This is a genomic window from Pradoshia sp. Z4_20, from assembly GCF_058216035.1.
Genome location: NZ_JBZAJD010000001.1, coordinates 617,329 through 632,938 on the forward strand (window position 1 = coordinate 617,329; position 15,610 = coordinate 632,938).

Sequence of the window (15,610 nt, forward strand, 5' to 3'; positions counted from 1 at the left end):
TTTATGCGAAATTTGTCGTGCTAAGTGGTTGATCTTTTTGTGTTTTTTTATTATAATATGATGTAAGTATTAAAAATACCGAAAGGATGTTCGGTTATGATGAAAGCAATTGAGTTGTTCGCTGGAGTTGGAGGCTTTCGTCTTGGACTTGAAGCAACAAAAGGTTTTGAAGTAATATGGGGAAATCAATGGGAGCCGTCAAAGAAAACACAAGACGCGTTTAATTGTTATTCCAGACAATTTTTTGATAAAGGTATTCATTCCAATGAGGATATAGCTACAGTGGATGAAAGGCAATTTGTAAATCAAGGTATCGAATTAATTGTTGGTGGATTTCCTTGCCAGGATTATTCAGTAGCCAGGTCTCTTTCTGGAGAAAAAGGGATACAAGGTAAAAAGGGCGTTTTATTCTGGGAAATCATGAGATTAGTTCGTGAGATAAAACCAAAATATATATTGCTCGAAAATGTTGATCGTTTGCTTAAATCTCCATCTAAACAAAGAGGTAGAGACTTCTCCATTATGTTAGCTAGTTTCCGTGATGAGAATTATTCTGTTGAATGGAGAATTATTAACGCGGCTGAATATGGACAAGCACAAAGACGACGTAGAATATTTATTTTTGCGGTTAGAAATGATACACCTTATATAAAAAATAGGGAAAATATTGATGGTAAAAAGATGCTACATGAAAAAGGCTTTTTTGCTAATGCTTTTCCTGTTCTGGAGGAGTCATCTCAAAAGCATCTACCTAATACCATTATCCTTAAAGAAGATATTGTTGAAGTATCAGATAACTTCTCAACAAATTATCGTAATGCTGGTATCATGAGAAATGGAGTCATTTATACTGAGGAATTAATACCGGATAGCGAGAAACCAGTAACATTAGGTGAAATTCTCGAAACCGGTGTAGATGAGAAATATTATCTTCATGAAGCAGCATTAGAGAAGTTTAAATACCTGAAGGGCCCAAAACGGATTGAACGAACTTCTGCCAGTGGGCATAAATATACATTTTCAGAAGGTGGTATGGCTTTTCCAGAACCGTTGGACAAGCCAGGTAGAACAATGCTGACTAGTGAAGGGACCGTTAATAGAAGTACACATGTGGTAAGAGATCCAGAGACAAACCGGATTAGAATCTTGACTCCGGTAGAGTGTGAACGATTAAATGGATTCCCTGATAATTGGACTGTAGGCATGTCAGAGCGTATGAGATACTTCTGTATGGGAAATGCGCTGGTGGTAGGTTTGATAGAAAGAATGGCTAATAGAATATTAGATATTGAAGAGGAAGATCAAGCAGCAATTAAAGTGAATCCTCATCAATTGGAACTGTTTTAAGAAAGGTTGTCCTAAAAAGTTAACTAATGACTTTTGGGACAGCCTTTTTTGTATATAGCCTTCCCGGCCAATCAGAATCCTTGGTATGATAGTATACTGAACATTTAAAGTTGAATGTAAAAAAACTAATTTAAGCCAGAATTAATTTGTAAACTTTAGGAGTAACTAGAAAACATAACATAATTTCATCTAATTACAAGGTACAATATATCTAAAATTACCTAAAAATTTAAAAAATATATGATAAAATTACTAGTATAAAAATATTTCATTTTGGTTGTATGGTGGTGAATGGCATGGCCATTAAGAATTTAAAAATACTTAGTAAAAGTGGTCCTATAGATATACCTGATTGGATTAATTTTGCATTTGAGCTAGGTGCATTTCTCCATGATTATGGTATTAAGTATAGAAAATCTATTAGTATCATACTCTCTCTTCCTTGTGAACAGTTTTTTTCATTATTGATTGCAATGGGAATTGCAGATAAAATATACTCCAAAAATAAACAAATGAGATCTGTAAAAAAAGCAGTAATGAGCTTAGAACAAGGTAGCCGAATAATTTATAAGGATAACCGCCCCGCTAGAAAAGTCTCAGTAATCTCAGTAGAACCTAGCCCGGTATTTGAAAATGAAATGATACTTAAGGTGAAAGATGGAAATGTAGATTTAGGCATTCCAGAAAGGTATTGGATTGATAGAGTTATTCTTTTAGATGAAGAATTTGATGAAATTAAGCGGACGCGTAAGGTGAGTGAAAGGCAGAAAGTTGGTCTGGCCAATAGTCGTTTGTTGAAAGCCCTCTATACACCTAACCAATTACATAAAGTAGAGTTTTACCCTGGAGATTCATTTTATATTGTAGGTAATATTGGTCAGATTAACGAAAATATGAATAAAGACATATTTATTTATGAGGATATAAAGGGAACACTAAGAGACTTCCTTTATTTTGATAACAGCAACAGTTATACAAACGGAAAGCTCTTTTCATCAAAGATGAAGAGAAATGATGTAGAAATTAAAAATCAAGTTCCAGTAATTTATTCGGACTTATATAGCTTTATTAAACAAGATAAACATTTTGCTGATAACCCTAAAATTATTTTATTAAGCAGAACTGACACTGAAAGTCGATTGCATGAGATGAAGGGGAAATTTAAAAGAGAATTATTGCAAGATGATTACAAGATAGTAACTGAAGAAGTTGTAAGCTATTTGAAAGCCAATGAGACTCAGATACCTATTGGGATAGAGTTCCTTGCTTGGAGGTAATCTTTTATGGATTTTGATGATTTATTGGACCTATATAGTACAGATAATAGAACGGTCTTATTTAAGCATATAGAAAATAATGATTTATTAACTTTTGCGAATGCCTTAGAAAAGCTTAGAGTAGAAATTCACTACAAGTATGCAGATGACAATTATTTGAGTGAATGCTTGAATTCTTTGAATAAATTATTCTATAAAATTGCAAGCAGCTTATTGCCTTATAATAATATCTTTAGTAAAGAAGTTGTTGAACAAGTGATTACAAGATTAATGCAAATAAAAAAAAGTTATCCTGCATTATTTACTAATAGTGTAATTCCACTTGCAAAGTCATTTAAGCAATTAATAGAGAATACAGAAAATAGCTTGTATGAATGCATATGCGAATATATTAACGGAAAAGCTGAAATGGGCTTAAAAGTCGGAATTGTCACAAAAAGGGCGATATCAACAGATGAAAGATTTTTGATTCAAAATAGATTGGCTTCATACTTAAAGGTAGGTTATTTTACTGATAATAGTTATAGGAAAGTTATAGAATTCTTTGATGAGGTAGTGTTTGTAGGTAATCCAGCTTATTTTGGTGATTATGCAAAAAATACTTTTAAAAGTAAGGTTGTGACTTTTATATCCTATAATATTTTTGCTCATTCAATAATTCCTAACAGTATATTTGAAGATATAGATAAAGATAGTGTATGCAGTACGGTTTATGACAATATTTCAATAGGAGCGCCGTTGAAAAAAAGAAGTAATCTTACGTTAGAACATGAAGAGGTATTAAAAAAATCAGTAAGCAAATTCTTGGAGCAAGAGAAGAAGACTTTAAACGAAAATCCTCATGTTGCTGTTGAGGCATCTATAATATATCTCGAGAATAACCGTTTCTTATTTACTTCGAGAGATTCTAAAATAAGAGTGTTTTCTCCTAATGAAAAAGGCGACTTTATCAAGCATCTAAATTTCAAAGACATTGAAGAAGATGACTATATAGTTATCAGAAATGATAGAGATACTAAATTAATTGCAGAAGTGGCTGACAATGATGTTCTTAAGGAGAATTCTGAAAAATATCGTTCCCTTCAAATAGAATGGAAGAACAAACTGCGTTATAACGTAAAGAGAAAAGGGATAAAAAAAGTCAGTGAAATATTGATAAACAGATATCACATAAGAACTGCTTCCGTTACTTCATTAAGGTCTTGGTGTGATGAGCACTCTATTTGTCCAACTGAACTTCCTAAAATCTTAAAGGCATTTAAATATGATGAGGATAAGATAAGAGTAACTTATAGAGCTATGAAGGAAATTCAAACTGCCCATAGGAAGGCAGGTAGAATTATTTCGAATAAGTTAATGAGAGAACTAACAAATGATATATTAAAAGAATTGCAAGAAAAAGGGTACTACACTTTTGAATCAAGAGAATTTAATGGAGCCTCATTTAATATAGAAAGAATTGTGTCAATAGATCAAACAGGGCATTTAATATCGCCATACAATCTTATGAAACCAATCAAAATAGACTAGGAAGGGAAGGGACAACTCAATGGCTATCTCACTAGATCAATCGCTGAATAATCGCCAAAAGGTATTGGATACTGTTAAAGAGGAAATAATTGGACCTGGATATATAAGAAATCACTATATAAAATTCAATCCTATTGGCACAACAATATTTGAATCAAAAGATGAATTGTACAAACCTTATTATTGGGAAGTCGCCGGAATTAAAGAAGAAATACTTCAAAGAGAAACACCGAGCCAAAGATACGTGAGCGGTCTTTTGTTTCCGTTAGATCAATATGATAGTGATGAATTTGCCCTTGAAACTCCTATCGTCAATGAGTCTAATGAGGTTAATGAAGATGATAAGATGGAAAAATTGTTTGATTATGAAGAAGGTATAGAGGCTACAGAAGATGATGGAGAAGAGGAATTATTTCCACAAAAAAATGATTTTAAGCCATCTACTATGGGACTGACCTTTTGTGTGAGTAAAGATCTCCCTGAACTAAAAGTAAGAATAGAAGGTGGCACATATATACAGCACAGTGTAAAAGTTAAAGATGATAGCCATACGATTCAATGGTGGATGAGGGAAAGTGTGGAAGGAATATGGATTTTACCTCTAAACAGTCTTGTCAGTCAAAGACAAATGGAAAAACAAGTTGAAATGAAAAATAATAAGGGAGAAAAAATCTCTTATTATCATATTCAATTCCATGCCCGACTTCGTGAAGTTAAAGACAAATATATAATTACCATAAGTGTCACAAACCGTTCTTCAGTTCATAAATTCAATAAAGAACAGCTGATATTATTTCAAGCAAAAATGTCTATAAGTACACCAGATGAGTTCTCTTTTTCTGTTTATCCAAAACAATATGAGATGAAGAAAATCTTCAGTGAAGAAGAAGCTTCCACTGAACTGCTATATCGTAACGAATGCGTTTATGCTTTTGGACATGGGTGTGCTGCGGATTGGGAACAAAGCTCCAGAAAAGTCCGGCAATTATCGACTACTTTTATGCCGGAATATGAAGCATTGAGCATGACACCAAATGTATTTGTCAATCAAGATGGGGAAAGAGTTGAACTTAAAATTAAAATGAGTGATCTTGCTGGTCTTTCTAGTAATGAATCACCAGAAATTATACTAATGCCTTTAATTGAAGGATATAGGGATTGGATAAAAAATAAATCAAAAGAGGTTGATCATGTTCCTGAACAATTAAAGCCAATTGCTAGAAAGAATTTAGGTCTATGCAAAGAAAGTCTTGAAAGAATGGAAAAAGGGCTTGAGTTGCTTAAGGATTCACAAATATTAGAAGCATTTCGTTTGGCAAATTTGGCAATACTTCTTCAACAGGTTAATGGTAAAGTTAGGCGGTTTGGACGTGTCGAGGATAAACAAATTATTTTTAATAAATCTTTTAAAGAAAGCGTAAATAATGAAATTAAACTTAAGAACGCGGATAATACCTGGAGGGCATTTCAGATAGCCTTTATATTAATGTCAATTGAATCATTGGCTAATGAGGAAGGCGAGTCAAGAGAGATTGTCGATTTAATTTGGTTTCCTACTGGTGGCGGAAAAACAGAAGCTTATTTAGGTGTAGCGGCCTTTCAAATGATTTTGAGACGTATGAGGAATAAATTGGATGCTGGCGTAGATGTAATGATGAGATACACACTTAGACTTCTGACGGCTGACCAGTTTCAACGATCATCAAGGTTAATCTGTGCTTTAGAATACATAAGAATAAATTACCGCTCAAAACTGGGGGATATACCATTTTCTGTCGGGATTTGGGTAGGTTCCAAAACAACTCCAAATACTAATATGACAGCACGTAAAAATCTAATTAAACTTCAAAAAAACGATAAAAATGCAGAGCGATTTATTGTTAATAGTTGCCCATGGTGCGGGGCTAATTTAGGTTACTATGATGAAAAAGGCAGTAAAAAAAGGCACTATTTTGGATACAAAATTGAAAATGATAAATTGGTTGTCCATTGCCCGGATAAAAATTGTCACTTTCATGAAGAGCTCCCGATATATATTGTTGATGAAACTATATATGAGAAACGACCTACATTCATAATTGGGACTGTTGATAAATTTGTTCAGTTGGTATGGCAGCCAAAGGCCAGGTCACTATTTGGAATTGACTCAAACGGTGATAGGTTTATTAATCCACCATCCTTAATAGTGCAAGATGAGCTTCATTTAATATCTGGGCCGCTTGGAACATTAACAGGGCTCTTTGAGATTCTAATAGAAGAATTATGTTTGAAAAATATAGATGGAAAAACAGTGAAGCCAAAAATAATAGCAGCTACAGCGACAATTAAACAATTTGAGGAACAGGCGCTCGCATTATTTGGCAGAGTAAACGCTAGGCTTTTTCCAAGCCCTGGACTTGAAAATGAAGATTCATTTTTTGCAACTCCAGCAATTAATCAGGAAACTGGAAAGCTTATGCCAGGTCGGAAATATGTTGGGGTATATACAATGACCGCGCGAATAATGACGTCACAGGTCATGACATTTTCGTCTATTCTTCAATCTATGACGGAGATTAATGATAAGGAAAGAGATCCCTATTGGACCTTACTTTCATTCTATAATACTTTAAGAGAATTGGGTGGCGGGCTGACATTAACTCAAACAGATATCCCTCAATATTCAACTTCAATGGCATTGAGAAAAGGGCTTCGAAAGGATATAAGATATATAAATAATGTTCTTGAATTAACATCCAGAAAGAACAGCCATGAAATTTCAAAAACAATTGATGATTTAAAACAAGAATATAGAATTGATAAAGAACAATCAGATAATGCTATTGATTTATGTCTTGCATCTAACATTATTGAAGTTGGTGTAGATATTGATCGTTTATCGGTTATGGCTATAGTAGGGCAACCAAAAATGACAGCACAATATATTCAGGTGAGCGGTCGTGTAGGAAGACGATGGTGGGAAAGACCCGGGCTGATATTTACCTTGTATTCCAACACAAGATCCAGAGACAAATCCCATTTTGAACATTTTAGGGAGTACCATCAGAAACTATATGCGCAGATAGAACCTTCCAGTGTCACTCCTTTCTCTGATGCATGTTTAGATAGAGGGTTGCATGCAGTTATTGTAGGATATTTACGGCAAGCATTAAGTGATGATATTGCGAGAGCCCCTGATTGGAAAGAAATTCAGAAAAGATTAAATGATAAAATTGTCCCTTTTTATAATCGTTTAATAGAAAGAGCAGAGCTGGTCGACCTTGAACAAGTTGAAGAATTGAAAAGCAGGTTTATGGAGATATTGAGACGGCTTGAAAAAGGAGAGTATACAGCGTGGAAGGTAGATTCTAAGGTTAATGGCTATATGTATCCTGCAGGTACTGTAATTCCCCACGCATTAAAAGCAAATGCTGAGTCCATGATTAATTCAATGAGAAATGTAGATTCAGAATGTAGAGGACGTATTGCAACAATATATAATTCTGATAACGATGAAAATAGGGATAACAGTTGGGAGGCTTTGTTTTTATGAGAGATTTACCTTTAAGGAGAGGTCAGTTAGTAACGACATTTGGTCCCGGTGCTCTTGTTATTAGCCCTGAAGGAGAATCAGCATTAGTCGGTGCTCTTGATAAGTGGTATTATGACAAAAATGAAAATCGGATTGAAACCTTCCATGAATATGAAATACAAGAACCTAGATTAAAATCGTTATTGAAGATTAAACACTTGTTAATGCCTCCAGATTTCAGACCAGGTTATCTATATAAAAATGAAGGAAGTGCAATAACTCAGACAAATACGGACTTGTATATCCCACTATTGCGCTTTCCTACTTGGCATTACTGTCCGAAATGCAAAACATTACATCAGACTTCAATGTCATCTAGAACAAGTTGGCTGGATTGCAAAGAATGTAAAAAGCAATTGAAAATGATCCAAGTACCATTTGTAATGGTCTGCAGTCAAGGTCACATATCTGATTTTCCGTGGAAAGAATGGGTTCATGGAGATGAGAACGCCTCTTGTGAAGGACAGATGAAACTCCTTTCAACAGGGGGAGCAAATCTTGATTCGCTCAAAGTTAAGTGTTCCTGTAAGAAAGAAAGATCTCTTAAAGGAATTATGTCTCGAAAAATCACCTCTAATCTTGATGAGGACCGGGTTAGCCAGTTAAGTAAAACGCTAAATAAGGATAATGAAAAATTGTATCAATGTCCAGGTCATACACCATGGTATGGTTCTGAAAATGATTTTGAAAGCTGCTCTGCTTATCCGATAGCGGTATTAAAAAATTCTATAAATGTGTACTATCCTAACACAATAAGTGCCATTCATTTACCGAAGGAAAATCCAGATGTAGAAAAAATTATTGATATTTTTGAGAAAAACGGGATTACTGCATCTTTACTAGCTGATATTGATAATGTTGAAACAAAGGTGAAGTTGGTGACAAAATTATGCCCTCCTGAAATACGATTTTATAAAAAATCGGACATTAAACTAGCTATTTTGTATATTGAGGGCTTGATAGACAAAGAGAATGTATCAGAAAGTGTAAGTAGTGAAAAAGCAGAAAAGGAATTAAGAAAAAAAGAATTTGAAACACTTATTCAAGAAATTGATACTAAAAACCTAAAGGTAAAGAAAGAATGGAGCTGTGATGATGTAAATGGAGAAGATACTGCTCCTGTCTTTAGCATGATAAATAGAATAACGAAATTGAAAGAGACAATTGTTTTAACTGGATTTAACAGATTGATAACTAATAATCATGGTGCTCAGAATCAAATTATCAGAGGTAAGCAATTATTATTTAAGAATCCAAACTCACAAGAAAATAATTGGTTACCTGCCTATAAAGTTTATGGTGAAGGAATCTTCTTTACGATTAACAGTGAAAAATTGAAGTTATGGGAACAAAGAGATGATATCAAACATTATTTTAATAAGTTACTTAAACGTGCTGATAAAAGAAGAGTAAGTGCTGACCCGGATATCTTAAGACCTAGAAATGTTCTTCTGCATACATTGTCGCATATTATTATTGATGAGTTGGCCTTAACTTGTGGCTATAATTCTGCATCTATTCGTGAGCGGCTATATCTAAATGAAGAGCAATGCGGAATCTTAATCTATACATCCTCAGGTGATATCGATGGCACGTTTGGGGGTCTTGTAAGAATGGGAAGAAAAGAAAATTTCTTTCCGGTGGTATATAAGGCAATTGATAAAGCACGGTGGTGTAGTTCTGACCCGGTTTGTTCGGAGATTGGAAAATCCTCTGGTCAAGGTGTAAATAATCTTAATGGTGCTGCATGCCATAGTTGCTCGTATTTGCCTGAAACTTCATGTGAACTAGGGAATATCTTTTTAGATAGAGCATTGCTTATTGATCCGAAACTAGGGTTTTTTAATGATAGTATTTGATTTTTAACGTAATAGAGACCTAGAAGTGACTATTCACTTCTAGGTCTCTACCATACTATAATTTCTTTAAATATTTTAACCTCATTAGATTTTAAAAATGAAATAGTATTTTCCCGATTCTATTTGATCCTCGATTTGAACGTATTAGATTCATTTTTTGAATTATATATTGATTGCCTCCATCTTCTCCATAACGAAAGTTATCAAGATTGGTAAAACTGGATTTGGATGTCTCTAAACCCATCTCATCTCTACGTGTACGCATAAGAAACCCTCAATAAAAGCCATATACGCTACCTCTCTTATCCTCCTATATTTATATATTTTTCACTAAATATTGGAGTATCCAAAAAATAGAAAATAGAGCATGCATTATATGATATAGAAAGAAAAAGGGGATTGCTCTTTGATGTTATCTAGGGACTATGAAGGGTATAGAATAAAGAAACCAAAATGAGATGTGATTACTTATGTATACTCAAATTTCTGATGAAAAAAGAAAAAAGATAATGGGCTCTATACATGGAAAAGGGACTAAGCTTGAAAATCGGGTATCACAAGAGCTATGGAAATGTGGGTTTCGCTTTCATAAAAATGTGAGAAGTTTGTATGGTACGCCTGATATTGCAATCAAGAAGTATAAAGTTGTAATTTTTATAGACTCGTGTTTTTGGCATGCATGTGAAATCCATGGAACACTACCAAATAAGAACCACCCCTTTTGGATCAATAAATTTAATCGTAATAAAGAGCATGATATAGAAGTGAATGATTATTATAAGAGAAAGAGATGGAATATTTATAGGGTATGGGAGCACGATTTAAAGAGAGATTTTTATGGTACGGTTGATAGAATAGAGCGTTTCATATTAGAGGCTAAACAAAGTCATTTTTCACAGAAGATTATTCACTAAACAGATTTTTGATTTTTCTTCCGGACAAGCGTAACGTTGATGATATTTATTATTGAATTAGAAAGATAATTGTATTATGAAATAATTAAAAGAAGATAAAGATAAAAGTTATTTAATGGTGTAAAAAAAGCTGTTATCAAACTTGTAACTTAGTAGAGCAGGCTGTCATACAACCTGTTTTTGCATTCTGCAGGAATTTGGTTAATGAAAACAGGTTGCAGTCGTGTCTTTTCATAAACTAAGAAATTCTATGCTACTCATAAGCTATAATCTTTGCTATTACAGTCAGAAAAAAATTACTTTTCTGATATAATTATATCAAGAGTATTAATTAGATAAAGGGCGTGTATATAGTGAGATTCATAGATTTGATGGCGGGTATTGGTGGAAGTCGACTAGCTTTTGAACAGGTTGGAGGGCAATGCGTATTTTGCTGTGAAATAGATGAAAATAAAAGGAAGACTTATGAAATTAATTTTGGCGATAAACCATGTGGGGACATCAGGGATATCGATGAACAAGATATTCCGGATCACGATATATTGATAACTAGTTTACCTTTACAGAGTTTATCCAAAATGAAGAACAGAGGGTCAATGGAAATACAAAAACCACTATTACATGAGATAGTGCGAATTCTTAATGTAAAACAACCCCGTGCATTCTTAATTGAAACCGGAAAAGCTCAACCTTCACATGAAGAGACCTTCAACAATATGATTCAATTATTAAATGATTTAGGATATATGTTCATTACCAATTAATAAATGCTAAAGGATTGATTCCGCAAAATAAACAGCAAGTATATATGGTTGGTTTTAGAAATAATGTTCATTTTGAGTTCCCATATATTCCTCAACAGGGACCTGCTCTAGAAACAATTTTGGAAGATTATGTAGATGAGAAATATACTCTATCTGATAAGCATTGGCACAAAATCCAAGAAAGAATGAAACATAATCCATTACTATTAGTGGCGGACAATAGGTCAAATCCTAGGAGATTAACACCTAGAGAATGTGCGCGTTTGCAGGGATTCCCAGATGAATTTTTCCTTCCTGCTTCAGATTATCAAGCATATCGCCAATTAGGGAGTAGTTCCGTAGTACCGGTTGTTAGATTGATTGCTAAAGAGATAGTCCGAGCACTAAATCAAAAAGAACAAACTAACTTCCTTAATACGGGAATTGATATAAAAAAGAGAAATATTGGTAATTGCTCTATTAAATTTAAAACTGAAAAGGAATTAATGGATTACACTCGACAAATCATCGGTAAAAGTTTTAAAGAAATAGATAAGAAAAATATCCTCAAAAGAAGTAGTAGTGATAAGGGAAGACTTGGTAAAGTTGTTGAAACTGGGTTCTATGGTTATGAACTTAACAACCGCTGTGAAGCTGATTTCGGTGAGTTAGGAATTGAATTGAAGGTTTCTGGCTTTAATACACTTCAAGACGGTTCCTGGTCAGCAAAGGAACGAATCTCCTTGAGTATGATTAACTATAAGGAGATAATACATGAAGAATTTGAATTCAGTAGGCTCATTTCTAAGAACAGAAAACTACTAATCATTTGGTATGAGTATGTTAAGGGGGTTCCGTATGAAGATTTTATTATCCGTGATTACCAGTTGTACGATATGTCAATCGATGAGCCGATTATACGGAATGATTTCTATTTAATCAAACATATGGTAGAAGATGGTCTTGCTCATAAATTATCTGAGGGACAATCCGTAATTTTGGGAGCAGCTACTAAAGGTCAAAAAGGACAAACTGCAGAACAACCTAATTCTCCTATTCTTGCTCCAACAAGGGCATTTTCACTAAAAAATTCTTTTTTTCGCGGTGTTTTAAGGGATCATACGCAGGGGATAATGAGGCACGGACAATCTGTTGATTTTGTCACACCTGAAGGTTTTGTTTGGGAAAAATTAAAGCCTTATAAAGGCATGACTCAAATGGATATTTTAAATCATTTTATTAAGAGAGATTTAGATAGAGGAGTACCTAAAAATGTGAGTAAAATGGTATCGGATAGAGTGGTTGGTAGGGATAGTGAACTGCCAGAGGAGCATGAAGTGTTTAGTAAATCCACTTTTATCATAAAGAATATTCCGATTATGAGTGATAATTATCCTCTTGAGAAAGCTACTTTTAGTACTTTACATGTTACCGATTTTACTTCTCCTTGGGAAGAGTCAGAGTGGAAAAGATTTTTTGAGGAGGTAACTTTTATCTATATTGCTTACATCGGAGTAAAGGATGGTAAGGAGTTAAAGAATGGTGACAGAATATTGGATAGAGTATTTAAAATATCATTTACCGCTGATGAAGTAGAGAACTTTGGCAAGACATACAACATGATAAAAAGAGCAATTGAAGAAAAAAATACAGAATTTCTTCCTACAGCTTCTTCTGATAAAAACGGTGAATATAAGATTGTTATTGCCCAAAAAGGAAGAGTTGGCGGAGTTTATGACCGATTTCTTGGTGGTAAGCGGGAAACGTGTTTTATGCTAAATAAGGAATTTCTTCATAGGAAATTTAATGAGGCTTTGACCTTATATTAGTTTATATTTTTATGATTTATGATGCCAACTTTATTATTTAAATTAAGGTTATTTTATGGGAGACGGAGAAAGATAAGTCATTCGAACGCAGAATTTTTCACATAATGAATTATTTAACTTAGCAGGTTGTTAATCAGCCTGCTTTTTTTTGTTTGTTTTCTGGTAAGTTTTCTTAGAATAGGGATTCCAACAATTAAAACATTACAACATGTGATAAAATAAATACTAGAATAATTGTGTCGATTTAACTAGAAAATAGGCAGGTGAACAAGAATGCAGCAGTATGCATTTGAATTTATAGATAAATACAAAAGCGGCTGGGCAGTACTGGCGGAAGAATTTGAGAATAATTTGTTTTCTGACATAGATTCATCCTTGATAAAAGCTCGTAAACTATGTGAACTGATTGTAGAGGAAATTTTTCGTCAGGAGAAAATAGATTATCCTCGTTTTATGAAGCATGTAGAGGCTTTAGCCGTGCTACGGAATGCGGGTGTTTTTGAGGAAGATATATTCAAATCTTTCGATCGTATTAGGCGGCTTGGAAATACAGCAGCCCATGAACATGGGAAGGTTTCAATCATTGATGGGTTACATGCCCACAAAAATCTTTATGACTTATTAAAGTGGTATGTGGAGATATATGAGAGTTATGAAGCAAAAATACCTGAGTATAAAGAACCAAGGCCTGCTAGACCTCAAGATATATCTGAACAAGTAAAGCATATGGTAACCGAGATGATTCCGCGTTATATAGACAAGCTCAGCATTGAAGATACGAACCCAAAATCAGAGACACATGTGGTTGTGGATGATTTACCTGCCGTACATGGTTCTCATCTTTTGTATCAATTAAGCAAATTAAGAGAATCATCTCAGGATGCTGTTGAAGGATATAAGGGGTTAAGTGAGTTTAAGAGGTATTTACATGTTAAGCGACCGTTGGAGTGTATGCTTGAACAGCATATATTGAAGGCCGCAGAGGCTTCTTGCGGTCAATTGATATTTGTTTGCGGTAGTGTTGGAGATGGTAAATCACATCTTTTGAGTTACTTATCTACAACTATGCCCGAGGTATTGGAGAAGTTTACGATTCATAACGATGCAACGGAGAGCTTTGATCCGAAGATGAATTCATTAGATACGCTTGCTAAAGTGTTGCATCCATTATCGGATTCACAAATTGAACAGTCAAATGCAAAGATTATACTGGCTATAAACCTAGGTGTTCTGCATAATTTCCTGGAATCTAAATATGCGGTCAATGATTATCAAATACTAAGAGATTACATCAATGAGGCGAATGTCTTTGAACCGAACACCATCTCTGTTATAAAAGAGCATGCGCATTTTAGTCTCGTCAACTTTGGTGATTACAATATGTACGAGTTAACATCTGATGGACCAGTCTCCTCCTATATAACTGAATTGTTTTCTCGTATCACTAATCCTGTTCCGGAGAACCCTTTTTATAGAGCCTATCAAAAAGATAAACAAAAGAGTGGAACCAATACATTACTCTTAAATTATGAAATATTTTCTTCTAAATCAGTTCAAGAGCAAATTATTAAGCTAATCATTAAGACAATTATCAAGGATAAAATCATTTTATCTTCCAGAGTTTTATTAAATTATATATACGATATTTTAGTTCCTACAACTATAGAGGAAATGATGACGACAGATTTTTTGGACATGCTTCCTAATTTACTTCCGAACCTGGTCTTTGAAGGATTCGATAAATCTCCTTTTCTTAAGGTGATGGCTCATCAGGATCCAATTCATCAACGTTCAATCGATATAGATAGGAGCCTTGTAGAACTCCATAACAACGGGAGTTATTATGTTGCTTTCCGCAATGTAATTCATGATTTAGCAGCTCAAGAGTGGATAGCTTTTCTGAAATCTATTGAAGACATCGCGTATTTAGATAAAGATACAAAACGTGAATTGAGTGAATTATTCATTCGCTCTTGCTATTTATACGAATCTTCATTGCAGGGAGCTTTCATAGATACCATTTATACAGATTATACTAAATACTTGTATGCGTATAATACAGGGCAAAAACGTCTGTTACAAAATTTGTATTTTGATATAGATAAATCAATCTATCTATGGAAGGGTACACCAAAGACAAATTATCTATATTTAGACGACGAACGGCATCAATACCGCATTGCAGAAAGATTACAATTGAAGAATGCACCTTTAGCTTTGCCTGCGATAGATACAGGTGTCGTTGAAAGGTTTACTTCGTCACTTGTGTTAGGGTTCCGATGTGATCCGTTTGAGGAAATACACGAGGTGGAGATTGATTTACCACTGTATGAATTAATTGTCCGTGTAATAAATGGTTACAAGCTAAATAAAAAGGATCGAGATGATTCTATAAAATTTATTGAGTTTATTGAGAATCTTCTTCCTTATGGTAAACAAATGGAGGAAATACTCATTACCGATACAGATAGCGGTCATACATTTTTGCTTGAATATGATTCTGATTTTGAAACATATTCGTTTAGCAGGGAGTTGTGAAT

Annotated in this window: 10 protein-coding genes; 9 read left to right on the forward strand and 1 reads right to left on the reverse strand. The window is 34.0% G+C overall.

Annotated elements, in window-relative coordinates; translation table 11 throughout:
* The first annotated feature begins 96 nt into the window (after positions 1 to 96).
* The 5 genes from dcm (at position 97) to drmB (ending at position 9,584) form a co-directional block, all read left to right on the forward strand.
* Positions 97 to 1,347, forward strand: a complete 1,251-nt coding sequence (dcm, locus tag AC4BHP_RS02975; RefSeq protein ID WP_490551252.1) for a DNA (cytosine-5-)-methyltransferase — start codon at positions 97 to 99, stop codon at positions 1,345 to 1,347.
* Between the two features lie 296 nt (positions 1,348 to 1,643).
* Positions 1,644 to 2,624 (forward strand): hypothetical protein, encoded by a 981-nt coding sequence (locus AC4BHP_RS02980; RefSeq protein ID WP_490551253.1) that lies wholly within the window; start codon positions 1,644 to 1,646, stop codon positions 2,622 to 2,624.
* A 6-nt stretch (positions 2,625 to 2,630) separates the two neighbouring features.
* Complete coding sequence (locus AC4BHP_RS02985; RefSeq protein ID WP_490551254.1) at positions 2,631 to 4,154, forward strand: DISARM anti-phage system protein DrmE domain-containing protein; 1,524 nt, start codon at positions 2,631 to 2,633, stop codon at positions 4,152 to 4,154.
* A gap of 19 nt (positions 4,155 to 4,173) precedes the next feature.
* Positions 4,174 to 7,686: a helicase-related protein gene (locus AC4BHP_RS02990; RefSeq protein WP_490551255.1), complete on the forward strand. Its 3,513-nt coding sequence runs from the start codon at positions 4,174 to 4,176 to the stop codon at positions 7,684 to 7,686.
* Positions 7,683 to 9,584 (forward strand): DrmB family protein, encoded by a 1,902-nt coding sequence (drmB, locus tag AC4BHP_RS02995; protein WP_490551256.1) that lies wholly within the window; start codon positions 7,683 to 7,685, stop codon positions 9,582 to 9,584. Before AC4BHP_RS02990 ends, drmB begins: the two co-directional genes overlap by 4 nt.
* A 91-nt stretch (positions 9,585 to 9,675) precedes the next feature.
* Here the strand turns inward: drmB and AC4BHP_RS03000 are convergent, their stop codons facing one another.
* Complete coding sequence (locus tag AC4BHP_RS03000) at positions 9,676 to 9,849, reverse strand: hypothetical protein (RefSeq protein WP_490551257.1); 174 nt, start codon at positions 9,847 to 9,849, stop codon at positions 9,676 to 9,678.
* A 205-nt stretch (positions 9,850 to 10,054) separates the two neighbouring features.
* Between AC4BHP_RS03000 and AC4BHP_RS03005 the strand changes: the two genes are divergently transcribed.
* The 4 genes from AC4BHP_RS03005 to dptF all read left to right on the forward strand — a co-directional run bounded on the left by AC4BHP_RS03005 (position 10,055) and on the right by dptF (position 15,608).
* Positions 10,055 to 10,498 (forward strand): very short patch repair endonuclease, encoded by a 444-nt coding sequence (locus AC4BHP_RS03005; protein ID WP_490551258.1) that lies wholly within the window; start codon positions 10,055 to 10,057, stop codon positions 10,496 to 10,498.
* Between the two features lie 353 nt (positions 10,499 to 10,851).
* Positions 10,852 to 11,262 (forward strand): DNA cytosine methyltransferase, encoded by a 411-nt coding sequence (locus AC4BHP_RS03010; protein ID WP_490551259.1) that lies wholly within the window; start codon positions 10,852 to 10,854, stop codon positions 11,260 to 11,262.
* 44 nt (positions 11,263 to 11,306) lie between these two features.
* Positions 11,307 to 13,070, forward strand: a complete 1,764-nt coding sequence (locus AC4BHP_RS03015; protein ID WP_490551260.1) for a Sau3AI family type II restriction endonuclease — start codon at positions 11,307 to 11,309, stop codon at positions 13,068 to 13,070.
* Between the two features lie 273 nt (positions 13,071 to 13,343).
* Entirely contained in the window at positions 13,344 to 15,608 is a 2,265-nt protein-coding gene (gene dptF / locus AC4BHP_RS03020) for a DNA phosphorothioation-dependent restriction protein DptF (RefSeq protein WP_490551261.1), read from the forward strand.
* Positions 15,609 to 15,610: the final 2 nt, after the last annotated feature.

What these genes read in the sequence shown, in the direction of transcription:
- AC4BHP_RS02985 (WP_490551254.1), top strand. Translation starts at nt 2,631, where the DNA reads ATGGATTTTGATGATTTATTGGACCTATATAGTACAGATAATAGAACG.
- dcm (WP_490551252.1), top strand. Translation starts at nt 97, where the DNA reads ATGATGAAAGCAATTGAGTTGTTCGCTGGAGTTGGAGGCTTTCGTCTT.
- AC4BHP_RS03015 (WP_490551260.1), top strand. Translation starts at nt 11,307, where the DNA reads ATGGTTGGTTTTAGAAATAATGTTCATTTTGAGTTCCCATATATTCCT.
- AC4BHP_RS02990 (WP_490551255.1), top strand. Translation starts at nt 4,174, where the DNA reads ATGGCTATCTCACTAGATCAATCGCTGAATAATCGCCAAAAGGTATTG.
- AC4BHP_RS03000 (WP_490551257.1), bottom strand. Translation starts at nt 9,849, where the DNA reads ATGCGTACACGTAGAGATGAGATGGGTTTAGAGACATCCAAATCCAGT.
- AC4BHP_RS02980 (WP_490551253.1), top strand. Translation starts at nt 1,644, where the DNA reads ATGGCCATTAAGAATTTAAAAATACTTAGTAAAAGTGGTCCTATAGAT.
- AC4BHP_RS03005 (WP_490551258.1), top strand. Translation starts at nt 10,055, where the DNA reads ATGTATACTCAAATTTCTGATGAAAAAAGAAAAAAGATAATGGGCTCT.
- dptF (WP_490551261.1), top strand. Translation starts at nt 13,344, where the DNA reads ATGCAGCAGTATGCATTTGAATTTATAGATAAATACAAAAGCGGCTGG.
- drmB (WP_490551256.1), top strand. Translation starts at nt 7,683, where the DNA reads ATGAGAGATTTACCTTTAAGGAGAGGTCAGTTAGTAACGACATTTGGT.